The sequence below is a fragment of the Massilia sp. P2_C2 genome (assembly GCF_056404615.1).
Genome location: NZ_JBFUDR010000039.1, coordinates 1 through 11,878 on the forward strand (window position 1 = coordinate 1; position 11,878 = coordinate 11,878).

12 protein-coding genes and 1 pseudogene are annotated in these 11,878 nt (G+C 65.3%); 4 read left to right on the forward strand and 9 right to left on the reverse strand.

Annotated elements, in window-relative coordinates:
• Positions 1 to 16 precede the first annotated feature (16 nt).
• From AC1DYX_RS07100 to AC1DYX_RS07110, 3 genes are all read right to left on the reverse strand, one after another.
• Positions 17 to 496 (reverse strand): hypothetical protein, encoded by a 480-nt coding sequence (locus AC1DYX_RS07100; RefSeq protein WP_477257716.1) that lies wholly within the window; start codon positions 494 to 496, stop codon positions 17 to 19.
• 297 nt (positions 497 to 793) lie between these two features.
• Entirely contained in the window at positions 794 to 1,411 is a 618-nt protein-coding gene (yfcF, locus tag AC1DYX_RS07105) for a glutathione transferase (RefSeq protein ID WP_477257718.1), read from the reverse strand.
• 86 nt (positions 1,412 to 1,497) lie between these two features.
• Positions 1,498 to 2,502, reverse strand: coding sequence for a zinc-dependent alcohol dehydrogenase family protein (locus AC1DYX_RS07110; RefSeq protein ID WP_477257720.1), 1,005 nt, complete (start codon positions 2,500 to 2,502; stop codon positions 1,498 to 1,500).
• A gap of 93 nt (positions 2,503 to 2,595) precedes the next feature.
• On the opposite strand from AC1DYX_RS07110, the pseudogene AC1DYX_RS07115 reads away from it, so the two are divergent.
• A pseudogene (locus AC1DYX_RS07115) lies at positions 2,596 to 3,501 on the forward strand (LysR family transcriptional regulator).
• 64 nt (positions 3,502 to 3,565) lie between these two features.
• Here the strand turns inward: AC1DYX_RS07115 and AC1DYX_RS07120 are convergent.
• From AC1DYX_RS07120 to AC1DYX_RS07140, 5 genes are read right to left on the reverse strand one after another with little or no spacing between them, the layout of a single operon-like run.
• Positions 3,566 to 4,507, reverse strand: a complete 942-nt coding sequence (locus AC1DYX_RS07120) for a hypothetical protein (RefSeq protein WP_477257722.1) — start codon at positions 4,505 to 4,507, stop codon at positions 3,566 to 3,568.
• 42 nt (positions 4,508 to 4,549) lie between these two features.
• The gene (locus AC1DYX_RS07125) at positions 4,550 to 4,966 is read right to left on the reverse strand and encodes a hypothetical protein (RefSeq protein ID WP_477257724.1); all 417 of its coding nucleotides are present in this window, start codon (positions 4,964 to 4,966) and stop codon (positions 4,550 to 4,552) included.
• Positions 4,963 to 5,823, reverse strand: coding sequence for a CsgG/HfaB family protein (locus tag AC1DYX_RS07130; protein ID WP_477257726.1), 861 nt, complete (start codon positions 5,821 to 5,823; stop codon positions 4,963 to 4,965). The genes AC1DYX_RS07125 and AC1DYX_RS07130 overlap by 4 nt, the downstream gene beginning before the upstream one ends.
• On the reverse strand, positions 5,820 to 6,257 hold the full coding sequence (locus AC1DYX_RS07135; protein ID WP_477257728.1) for a curli assembly protein CsgF: 438 nt from the start codon (positions 6,255 to 6,257) through the stop codon (positions 5,820 to 5,822). The genes AC1DYX_RS07130 and AC1DYX_RS07135 overlap by 4 nt, the downstream gene beginning before the upstream one ends.
• 19 nt (positions 6,258 to 6,276) lie before the next feature.
• Positions 6,277 to 6,699: a CsgE family curli-type amyloid fiber assembly protein gene (locus tag AC1DYX_RS07140; protein WP_477257730.1), complete on the reverse strand. Its 423-nt coding sequence runs from the start codon at positions 6,697 to 6,699 to the stop codon at positions 6,277 to 6,279.
• A 184-nt stretch (positions 6,700 to 6,883) separates the two neighbouring features.
• Between AC1DYX_RS07140 and sodC the strand changes: the two genes are divergently transcribed.
• Positions 6,884 to 7,414 (forward strand): superoxide dismutase [Cu-Zn] SodC, encoded by a 531-nt coding sequence (sodC, locus tag AC1DYX_RS07145; protein ID WP_477257732.1) that lies wholly within the window; start codon positions 6,884 to 6,886, stop codon positions 7,412 to 7,414.
• Positions 7,415 to 7,417: 3 nt separating this feature from the next.
• Here the strand turns inward: sodC and AC1DYX_RS07150 are convergent, their stop codons facing one another.
• Positions 7,418 to 7,894, reverse strand: coding sequence for a nuclear transport factor 2 family protein (locus tag AC1DYX_RS07150; RefSeq protein ID WP_477257734.1), 477 nt, complete (start codon positions 7,892 to 7,894; stop codon positions 7,418 to 7,420).
• 252 nt (positions 7,895 to 8,146) lie between these two features.
• On the opposite strand from AC1DYX_RS07150, the gene AC1DYX_RS07155 reads away from it, so the two are divergent.
• Entirely contained in the window at positions 8,147 to 10,756 is a 2,610-nt protein-coding gene (locus AC1DYX_RS07155) for a hybrid sensor histidine kinase/response regulator (protein WP_477257736.1), read from the forward strand.
• Positions 10,757 to 10,820: 64 nt separating this feature from the next.
• Positions 10,821 to 11,825, forward strand: coding sequence for a hypothetical protein (locus AC1DYX_RS07160; RefSeq protein ID WP_477257738.1), 1,005 nt, complete (start codon positions 10,821 to 10,823; stop codon positions 11,823 to 11,825).
• Positions 11,826 to 11,878 lie beyond the last annotated feature (53 nt).

Sequence of the window (11,878 nt, forward strand, 5' to 3'; positions counted from 1 at the left end):
CTATATCTTCAATGCTCTATGTTTTTTCTCTTTCAGTATCGCGATACTTCACATGAATGAATTCTCTGGCATCGTTCTCACCTGTCTTAGCATCCACGGCGCTACCAAAAGGCAGTGGGCTTCTAAGCGAATCATAAGCGGAGAAATCAAAAAATGCTTTGCTGAATTTCGCGGCTGAGCAGACAGTTATATGGCTTGCGCGTCCTGCTTCATCCATACTATCTGTTGGCTCGCCTTCAATTACTATGAAACCTCGGCAAATCATGCCCTCTGTGGCAAGCCTTAATTTTGTAGGTTTTATTTTATTGATATCAGCCCGTATCTTATCTAGATTGCGTTCTTTGGTAATTTCGATAAGGATAATCTCATCTGCAGACACCCGGACAACTCCATCGAAGTCGACACCGTCGATGTGTTCAGGACGGCAGGGCGCACCCCACCTTAGTTGAGCAATAGCTCTCACAAAGTCCTCAAGAGTTTTCCAAGTTGCGGCCACATTAGCTCCGTATGAAATAGCAATCCCAGATTAATTCTGGTCAATAATGCCAAAAGGAAACTTATTGTAAGCGCAAGCCGAAGGGTTGGCACGGCTGATCTTGAACTTTTTTAGGGCCAGTGTTCGCTGACATGTGTGCGATCTAGCGGTCGGCCTGGCGAGGTACCCATATGCGTGCGCTTACACGTCATCGAAGGCGACGGGAACGAGCCGCCGCCGGGTGCTGCGCTTCGTGTTCGGGCCGGCCGGCTTGCCTTACGGGCTGCAGTGGGAGCACGCCGCCGACTAGCACATCGATCAGAGCGACGGACGCGGGAGATTCACCCATGCCTGGACCGACGCCCGCTCCCATTGCTTCTTCGCATAGTCGGCGAGCCGGCCCGGTACGGCGTCGCCATTCAGGACGAGGCGATTCAGCATGAGTGCAAGATCCATATCTGCGATACACCAGGTCTCGAACAGATGCTCGCGGTCCTGTACCAGCAGCGTCTCCGCAGCCTTGAACAGTTTTTGCGCGGCCTGCTCCGCAGCAGCAGACAAAGGCAAATTGGACGGGCGATAAAAAAGTACTTCGGTCGAACGTTCCTGGCGAATCGGCAGCAGGTCGCTTCTGAGCCATGCCTGGATTTGCCGGGCGCGCGCCTTTGTTCTGGGCTCGGCGGGATACAGGGCAGTGCCTGGATACACGTCATCGAGATATTCGGTAATTGCCGAGGACTCGGACAAGTGAAACTCGCCATCGAGCAGAGCGGGTACGCGCTGCGTCAGCGATGTGCCGGCGTATTCCGGTGTGCGGTTCGCACCTTTGCTCAGATCCAGCGTTTGCATATCGAACGGAATGCCCTTTTCCTTGAGTCCGACAAAAACAGACATCGCACAAGGGCTGGCGTACTGGGCGTCGACGTAGAGAAGCATGGCGGTCCTTTGACAATGTGGCGAACGTTGTTGGACAGGAAACGATAACACCAGTCCGCCGCTTCTGCACGACGCCCTTCGGACATTCAGTGTTCGATCGCCAGCTTGCCAAAATGCCGCGACCCCGCCGCCATCTCCGCATACGCCGCCGCCGTCTCGTCGATCCCGAACCGATTATCGACCACCGGCACGATCCGATTGGCCGCGATCGCCCGCACCGCTTCCTTGAGATCCGCCACCGATCCCGTACTGTTGCCAACGATGCGCACGGCCTTCCCGATCACGGCGAACAGGTCGAACGCCGTCTCCGACCCGGCAATGAATCCCACCGTGAACACGGTCCCGCCCATGGCGACGGCGTTCAGCGAGCGCGCGAACGACGGGCCGCCGACGGTCTCCACGACGAGGTCGACGCCGCGTCCGCCCGTGATCTCCAGCACGGCCTTGTCCCAGTCCGGCGTCGTCCGATAGTTCACCAGGTGATCCGCGCCAAGCCCGCGCCCGCGTTCCAGCTTGGCGTCGGATGACGACACGAGCACGACGGTCGCCCCGCTCGCCTTGGCGAACTGCAGCGCGAACAGGCTGACTCCACCGGTACCCAGGATCACGACCGTCGACCCCGGACGCACGGACGCCGAACGCACGCCGTTCCACGCTGTCGTCGCGGCGATCGGCAGCGCGGCCCCCTGCGCGAAATCGAGGTGTTCCGGCAGACGCACGACGCTGCGCGCCGGTACGACGACGTACTCCGACAGCGACCCCGGCAGCGTGATGCCGCGCATGGCCGCGATGCGCTCGGGACGCATCGGGCCATCGAGCCAGTCCGGCATGAAGTGCGGGATGACCCGGTCGCCGAGCGCGACATCCGTAACGTCCGAACCCAATGCAACGACCTCGCCGGCACCGTCCGCGACGGGCACGAATGGAAACGTTGCGCCTGGGAAGCGTCCGGTCGCGACCGCCGTGTCGATGTAGTTCAGCGCGGCTGCGCGCAGGCGGATGAGGACGTCGCCCGGACCGGGTTGCGGATCGGGCAGCGTTGTGCGGCGGAAGGCGGTGAGCGAGGGTTCGACGAGTTGGACGGCATACATGGTGGGCTCCTGTGGTTGAGGCGCCAGTGTGATTACCAAATGAAAAGCGATAAACTCTGCTTTTCTTGCAACATTTCCAATCAGGACTTGCGAATGGATCTGCTGGACAGCATGAAGGTCTACGTGCTCACCATCGAAAAGGGCAGCCTGAGCGCGGCCGCGGAGGTGTGCGGGATGTCGGCGACGATGGCCGGCAATCATGTGCGCGCGCTCGAGCAGCGACTCGGCATGCAGCTGATGCACCGCACGACGCGGCGCCAGCACGTGACGGCGTTCGGCGCGGATTACTATGCGCGCTGCAAGGAAATCCTGCGGCTCGTGGCCGAGACGGATGCCCAGGCGCAGACGATGCGGCTCGCGCCCGCGGGCACGTTGCGCGTGACTGCCCCCGTCACCTTCGGCACCGAGGCGCTGACGCCGGCCCTGTCCGATTACCTGGCGCGCTATCCGGAGGTGGACGTCGAACTGGACATCTCCGACCGCATCGTCGACTTGATGGACGACGGCTGCGAGGCCGCCATTCGCATCGGCCATCTGTCGCCGGATTCGGGCCTCGTCGCGCGGCCGCTGGCGCCGTACCGCCTGATGCTGTGCGCATCGCCCGCGTACCTGGCGCGGCGCGGCATGCCCGTCACGCCGGCCGACCTGGCCCGGCACGACTGCCTGTCGTTCGGCGCGGCGAACATCGTCCGATGGCGGTTCCAGCGCGAGCATGATGTCTGCCAGGTGCCCGTCAACGGTCGCGTGAAAATCAATAACGGGCAGGCGTTGCGGGTGGCTGCGCTGCAGGGACTCGGCATCGTGCTGTAGCCGGTGATCCTGCTGGAAGCCGACGTGCGCGCCGGGCGCCTCGTCCGGCTGTTGCCCGACTACGAGTTGCCGAGCCGGCCGATGCACGTCGTCTATTTGCCCGACCGTTATCGCTCGCCCAGGCTGCGCAGCTTCATCGATTTCGTCGTCGAGCGTTTCGGCGAGGCGCCGGCGTCCCAGCCTGACTGATGGGCCGTGAAAATCGGCACGACGGCGCATGTGGCCATCGACCGCGGGCCGCCGGCCCAGCCGCTCAGTGCTGATAGATGCTCGAGTAATTACCCGAACCGATCTGGCTGATAGTGGCCGTGAACCCGTCACCAACCTGCCGGATCGACCCGTTATTGTTATTGCCGACCTGCGTGATCAGGGCCGTGTTGCCGAGGAATACGCCGCCCATGCCGGCCTGATCGATACGCGCCAGGTTGTAGTTGCCGTTCTGGTTAATGGTCGCGGACTGGAGGTTCCCGCTCTGGTTGATCGTGGCCTGGTTGTCGGCGCCCATTTGCTGGATCAGGAGGGTCGAGGCGCTGGCATCTGTCTGGTTGGTGATCGCGTTGTTCCGCAGGCCCGTCTGCATGATGTCGTGACCGCCGATGCTGGTGTTGATCTCGGTGGCCGATACGGTATTGCCGTCGCCGTTCTGCACGATCGTCGGGCCGATGGTCGTGCCGGTGAGTTGATCGACGACCGTCGCGCTGTTGTTGGTGCCGGTTTGCGTCACCCGAACCTCGGTATCCGCCGCATTTTGCTGGACGTTGGCGGCGTTGCCGGTACCGTTCTGGTTGATGATGACGTCGGCCCCCGAGCTGGGGCCCTGGTCGACCACGGCGCTGTTCATATTGCCCGTTTGCGTGATTTCAACGTTCGGYGGGAGGAAGCCGACATCGTGTTGCAGGATGCCCGCGTTGTTGCCCGTCCCGGTTTGGGTCACGGTCGCCGTGGCGCCCGTTCCCGAGGTCTGGATGATGCCGCTGGTCGTGCCGCCGGGGCCGCCTACGTGGTTGTTGGTGCCGATCTGCGTGATGGTCGCGGTGACGAAGGCGTCGGCGTCGAAGCCGGATTGTTCCGCAGCGGCCGTGTTGCCGGTGCCCGACTGCGACACCGTGACGGTCGGTGCCGCCGCGGCGAACTGGCCAGCGCACGCCAGGGCGATGCCCAGTGCAATTGCCGATACCGATAGTGCGAATTTCATGAACTGCTCCTTGAAGTGGATAAGGGGCATGTCAGGAACTATTCAGCGCCCCTGGTACTGAATGATGGTGGCCGATTTGCCGTTGCCGTATTGGGTGATGCGCGCCAGACCCTGCTGGCCGTACTGCGCGATGTGCGCCGTGTTCAGCACGCCCTGCTGGTCGATGGCGGCACGGTTGCCGCTGCCTGCCTGCACGATGCCGGCTTCGTTCTGCTGGCCGCGCTGCTGCACCAGGGCTTCATTGTCGAATCCGCCCTGGACGACGCTGGCGCTGTTGGCCGTGCCGTCCTGCGCGACGGTCGCCTGGTTTTGCCGGACGACGAACCCGGCGATCATCCCTGCCGTGACGTTGCCGGCCCGGGCCGTGCCGTCCAGTTCGGACGGGGCGAGATCGCCGGCCCGTGCCACTGCGGCCAGCAGCAGGGCACCGGCGGCGAGAAGCAGGTGTACGGTCTTCATAACGCCCGCTCCGCCATGCGCTTCATGCCGTCAGCTTCCAGGTAGCGCTTCAGGACCGGATCGGACAGCGCGGCCTCATCCTTCGGTGCCCAGTTGCCGGCCTGGATGCCCTGCGCGACCAGGTGCACGACGGCCGCCTCGATGGCCTCGTTGACGCACAGCTGCGTGGGCTCGTTACGCGTGATGCCGGCCTCGAATTCCGCCAGGTCCTTCACGTTGACGAACTTGAAGACGCTGGGATGCAGCTCGTACGAATAGACGGTCTTGGTGGTCGATACGCTCTGCAGGATCTGGCCGCTGCGGATGTCGACCGTGCGCAGGCTCACCGTCACCTGGTCGACGCGGTACTGGGTGCTCATGCCGATGCCGAGGAAGCGCGCGCCCACGCCGCCCGTGCGGACATTGCTTTCGTACGCGACGATGCCGCCTTCGACGAGGACCGATGCCGCCAGCAGCGGGGGAATCTGCACCGCCGGCATGCCGGCCGGCTGCGGCATTTCCAGCGCGCGCACGATCTTGCGTTCGGTGAGCAGGTTCTGCAGGTTTTCGCGTTCGACCGGGATGAACCAGCCGGAATCCTGCAGCGCCCGGATCAGCATCGACGACGCGCCCTGCGTCACCGCCGTGGAAAACGAGCTGTCGGGGGCCGGCTTGTACTGGCCCGTCTGGTCGCGGATGCCATACACGGCCACGGCGACCTTGCCCTTCGGCGGGGGCAGGGCCAGCAGGTCGCGCGTGATGGCGGTCGCGGGCGTGAGCCGGGCGTTGTCGCGCACCCCCGAGGGCGTGTGGACGCACCCGCCCAGCAAGCACAGCAGCGCCAGCGCGACCGGCAGGGCGACGCGGCGCGCGCTCATTGCCCCACCTCGAACGAGGTGACGGCGCCGCTCGACTTGTCCGTCGTGGTCACGCGCAGCAGGCCGCCGCCCAGGTCGGTCACGGTGATGATGAAGTTCTCGGTCGAGAATGTGCCGGGCAACAGCTTGCCGTCCGTCCCCATCAGCTTCGACGTCGCGGCGGAGGCGAGCTGGCTCAGCATCATGCGTTCGAGCGTCTGGTTGAACTGTTCCAGCGGCGACTGGTTCAGCGGCGACGTTCCGCCGAGCCCCGATTGCCCATGCTTGCTGGTCGCCGACGCCGAGGCGAGCAGGCCGGGCCCATTGGATGGCGGGCCGCCGAAATTCGGATTGACCGGCACGTAGACCAGTTCGGAAGCGCCTGCCACGGCGCCCCACAGTGCGAGGACGCAGGCGACCGGCAGGACAAGATACGTGAACAATCGGTGGAACATGGCTCACTCCTTTGCGGGATCAGAATTCGTCGGGCGCGAGGTCGGCATCGCGGATGAGTTGGCGCTGGCGCTCGATGTCGAGGATGGTCCGGTAGGCGCTTTCGGCGGCGTTTTCGCCCAGCGCCTTCAGCTCCGTGCGTGCGGGCGGCAATTGGACCTGGAGCACGCGGCGTGACCCGAATTCGACCCAGACCTGCGTGCCCCAGCGTGCCGACGGACGCTCGCGCAGCGCGATCGTATAGCGGTCGCTGTCCGGCCTGTCGAGCCATACGGCGATGAAGTACCGGCAGAATTCATGGCCCGCCACCGTGATCGGCTGGCTCGTCACGATGCCCCAGCCGTCCGCATCGAGGTCGCGTCCGGCCTGTCCGGCGGCGCGGACGCCGGGCGGCCAGGCGGCCGCCAAGAGCAGGGCGATGAGGAGGCGGGCGATGGCTGCCATCTGCAATCCTTATTGCATAAAAGTTATGCATGCAGTGTAGCGATCGGACGCGCTCGCCCCATGAGCGCCGTCAGATGAATGGCGTCGCCCGCTTGAACACGCCGTGATCCAGTCGTGAGCTCTTCGTTAACATTATGGAATACACTGTCTCCGTCGTAACATTCCCAACCTGAAAGGAGACGGTATGACCTCGAAATCGCTCATCGCACTCGCGTGCGCGCTGACCGCAGCCGCCGGCGCCCACGCCGCCGACCAGTTGCAGGCCCCGATGACCCTCGTGAGCCTTGAGGGTACCGGGAAAATGATCGGTCACGTGACGATCACCGAATCCAGGTCGGGCCTCGTGTTCACGCCGAGCCTGACGAACCTGCCGCCGGGCCCGCACGGCTTCCACGTGCATGAGGCGGGCAGTTGCGGCACCAATGAAAAGGATGGGAAACAGGTCGCGGCGGGCGCGGCCGGCGGGCACTTCGATCCGACGGCGGCCAGGCACCATGCGGGGCCGTCAGGCGACGGCCACCTGGGCGACCTGCCGACGCTCGTCGTCGCGGACAATGGCGGGGCCAGCATGGCCGTGGCGGCGCCGCGTCTCATGAAGCTGGCGGAAGTGAAGGGCAAGGCCCTCATGATCCACGCCGGCGGCGACAATTTCGCCGACCAGCCGAAGCCGCTCGGCGGCGGCGGAGAACGCATCGCCTGCGGCGTCATCCAATAACGCTTACAGGCCGAGGTCCGACAGGCCGGGATGATCGTCCGGCCGCCTGCCCAGCGGCCAGTGGAACTTGCGTTCGGACTCCTGGATCGGCATGTCGTTCAGGCAGGCATAGCGCCGCTGCATCAAGCCCTGGTCGTCGAATTCCCAGTTCTCGTTGCCGAAAGTGCGGAACCAGTTGCCGGAATCGTCGTGCCATTCATAGGCATAGCGCACCGCGATGCGGTTGCCGTCGACCGCCCACAATTCCTTGATCAGGCGGTAGTCCAGCTCCTTTTTCCATTTGCGGTCGAGGAACTGGACGATCTGCTCGCGGCCGTCGACGAATTCCGTGCGGTTGCGCCAGCGGCTGTCCGGCGTGTACGCGAGCGCGACCTTTTCGGGATTGCGGCCGTTCCAGCCGTCTTCCGCCATGCGCACCTTCTGGATGGCCGTCTCGCGGGTGAATGGAGGAAACGGCGGACGGGCTTCAGTCGTGGACATACACACTCCTTTTTGAAATAGGTCGAGTCGAAAGCACGCTCAATAGCGTGAATGCTTGCGAGAAATCAAGGGACCGTAACATTCTCCCATGGATTTGTTACAATATTTCAACATATGTACACGTTATTTTCCCTCGGCCTGCTATGATGGACAACTAAAGTCATTCCTGGCTCGATTCTGACGACCAACGATATGCCCTGGCCTTTCGATCTTGCGTCACCGGATGAAGCATCCGCCCGCCAGCCGGGCAGTATGGAATTGCAGATGCGGCGCCATCCGTGGGAGACGACGCCCGTCGGTCCCGTCGAACATTGGCCGTTCAGTCTGAAACTCGCCGTCCGCACCTTGCTCGATTGCCAGTTGCCGATGTACCTGGCCTGGGGCGACGCCTACACGCAATTCTTCAACGACGCCTATGTCCCCATCCTCGGCGACAAGAAGGATGGGGCGCTGGGCGGCGACGTGCGCGTGACGTGGCCGGAGATCTGGCCGACCATCGGCCCGATGTGGGCGAGCGTACTGCAGGGCGAGCCCAATGGGTCCAGCGACCTCGCCTTGACGATCAACCGTTACGGCTATTTCGAGACCTGCCATTTCGCTTATTCGTACAGCCCGGTCTACGGCGACGGCGGCCGGCCCGAAGGCGTGCTCGTGACCTTCGTCGAGACGACGGAGATCGTGCAGGCCGAACGGCGCCGCGCGTTCCAGCTCGAGCTGGCCGACATCCTGCGCCGCGAGACGGCTTCCGGGCCGCTGCTGCGGGCCGCGCTGGGCCAGGTCGGCGCCTATGTCGCGGATGCCACCGTGACGTATGCCGAGGTCGGGCCGGGGGAGGACGCGGCCGTGATCCTCGAACAGTGGCAGGATGGCGCGCGCACGGCGCAGTGCGGCCGCACCGTGCCGCTGGAACAGCTGGCGCAGGATATGTCGGAACGGCTGGGCGCGGGCGAGACCGTGTGGTTGGCCGATGAGGGCACCAGGGCCGGCATCGCGGTGCCGCTGATGGAGGGCGACCGCCTGGCGGCCGTGCTGGCGCTGCATGCGCCGCTCGCCGCGCATCGCATCGCCGACGAGGTGCGCCTGCTGGAAGACGCCGCGCGCCGCACCTGGGAAGCGTTGCGCCGCATCCGCGCCGAGGAAGCGCTGCGCGAGGAGACACGGGTACTGGAACTGATGAAGAGCGCGACCGAGACGCTGGCCTCGACCATCGCCCTCGAGCCGCTGATGCAGGCCATCACGGACGCCGCCACCCAGCTCGTCGGCGCCGAATTCGGCGCGTTCTTCTACAACGGCAAGGACGACAACGGCGACATCTACCAGGTCCATGTACTGTCCGGCGCGCCGCGCACCGCCTTCGAACATTTCGGCATGCCGCGGCCCACCGCCGTGTTCGGGCCCACGTTCCACGGCAGCGCGCCGATCCGCAGCAACGACATCCGCAAGGATCCGCGCTACGGCTCGATGGCGCCGCACTACGGCATGCCGTCGGGGCATTTGCCGGTCGTGAGCTACCTCGCCGCGTCGGTCGTGTCGCGCTCCGGCGAGGTGATGGGCGGCCTGTTCTTCGGCCATTCGAGACCCGCCATGTTCAGCGAGCGCAGCGAGGAGCTGATCGGCGCGTTCGCCGTGCAGGCCGCCATCGCGATCGACAACGCGCGCCTGTACGACATGGCGCGGCGCGCGGCGCAGGAGCGCGAACAGTTGCTGGCCAGCGAACGCGCGGCGCGCGCCGAGGCCGAGCGCCACAACAAGATGAAGGACGAGTTCCTCGCCATGCTGGCGCACGAATTGCGCAATCCGCTGGCGCCGATCACGAGCGCGGCCCAGCTCCTGCGCCTGCCCGAGGTGAACGAGGGACTGCGCCTGAAGGCCAGCAACATCATCTCGCGCCAGGTGCGGCACATGACGGAGCTGGTCGACGACCTGCTGGACGTCTCGCGCGTTACGCGCGGCCTGGTCAAGCTGGAGAACGAGATCCTCGACCTGAACAAGGTCGCGATGGCGGCCGTGGAGCAGGCGCGCCCGCACATCGAGGAGCGCCAGCACGGCCTCTCGGTGGAGCTGCCGGATGCGCCCGTGCCCGTCGAGGGCGACCGCACGCGGTTGATCCAGGTGCTCGTCAACCTGCTCAACAACTCGGCCAAGTACACGCCGTCCGGCGGCCGCATTGCGCTCACCGTGACGCATGACGACACGTCGGCCGAGGTGGTCGTGCGCGACAACGGCTCCGGCATCGATGCCCAGCTGCTGCCGCACGTGTTCGACCTGTTCACCCAGGCCGACCGCGCGCCCGACCGCTCGCAGGGCGGCCTGGGCATCGGCCTCGCACTCGTGAAGAGCATCGTCCGCATGCACAATGGGACGGTCCGCGCGCACAGCGACGGGCCGCAGCAGGGCACGACGATGACGGTCGCACTGCCGCTGGCGCATGCCGAGGTGGGGCAGGTCGTGCGCTCGGGCGAGGGCAGCGGAGAAGCGCGTCCCCTGACGGTCACTATCGTCGACGACAACGGCGACGCCGGCCATTCGCTGGCCGTGCTGCTGCGCGCCCACGGTCACACGGTGCACGTGCACGAGGATGCGGCCACCACGCTGGCGCAGGCCGATCCGGCCACCGAGGTCTTCATCCTCGACATCGGCCTGCCCGACATGACGGGCTATGAACTGGCGCGCCGCCTGCGCCGCGACGCGCGCCACGCGCACGCCGTCTACGTCGCGCTGACCGGCTACGGGCAGGAGCGGGATCGCGCGCTGTCGCGCCAGGCGGGCTTCGATCACCACCTCGTCAAGCCGGTCGAAATCGGCAAGCTGACGCAGGTCCTGGGGGCGGCGGCCGAGCGCCGGCTGGGCGTGGAAGGTTGACATCCGTTGTCCAGGCGATCAGTATTGGCCGCGCTTTAATTACCCATTCTCCGAGCAGCCGACCGTGTCCCGCAAAAAGAACAGCCGCCAGTGGGCCCGCCTGCGCATCCTGTGCCATGCGGGACTGGACCTGATGACGACCGCCCAGGACGCCTTTGGCCTGGTGCGCGAACTCATTCCGAATTCCTGCGCCGAGCTGGCGCTGCGCGTCGAGCCGGTCGAGGCGTCGCCGCCGGCCGGGAACGAGGCCGCGTTCGTGCAGGTGTTGCCGCCGCCGAGCGGCTATGCGTTCCGTGACCATGCAGGCTTCACGATGCCCGGCACGCCCGCCCTGCATACGCTGCAGGTGCCACTTCAGAACGCCGGCCGCCGGCTGGGCGAGATCACGTTGTGGCGGCACGAGGGCCCCGCGTTCGACCATCACGACAAGGAAGACCTGCAGCGCGTGGCGACCTATTTCGAACACGTGCTGCGCAATGCGCCCGAACTGGCGGCGGGCAGCGCCGGCGTGATCGAGGACGAGGCCATGCTGCTGGCCACCGTCGACGGCCAGATCCTGTATCTGAGCGATTCGGCCGGCGCGCTGCTCGACCAGCTGGCCGCACAGGAGCGGCAAGTCTTCAACCGCCGCACGCTGCCGCCGTTCTGTCTGCGCCTGGTGGAATCCGTGGCGCATGGCGACCGCTATCCGTGGCTGCTGCCGCTCGGGATCCTCGCCATGGCCGGCGGCGTGCTGGAGGCGCGCGCGCAATGGATGAGTGCCGGCGGCGCGGCCGCGCTGCATGCCGAGGATCCGGCGTATATCCGCACGGTCGGTATCTTCATGAAGTTCGTCGTGCCGCTGCCGCTGCGCATCTGGCGTGCGCTCGGCTCCGTCGAGCTGTCGCCGCAACAGGCCGAGGTGGCGTTCTGGATGGGTGTCGGCGGTGGCCGCGAATCCGCCCGCGCCAACATGGAACTCAGCGACGCCGTGCTGCGCGACTGCGTCAAGGCCGTTTACGAGAAATTCGGCTGCTCGTCCGAGGCCGGCCTGCTGGAGCAGTTGCGCCCGGCCGTCGCGCGCATGTAGCTCATCGGTATATTCCACCCCACGGATGGGGCTGGGATGGCGCGGGCCGTCTT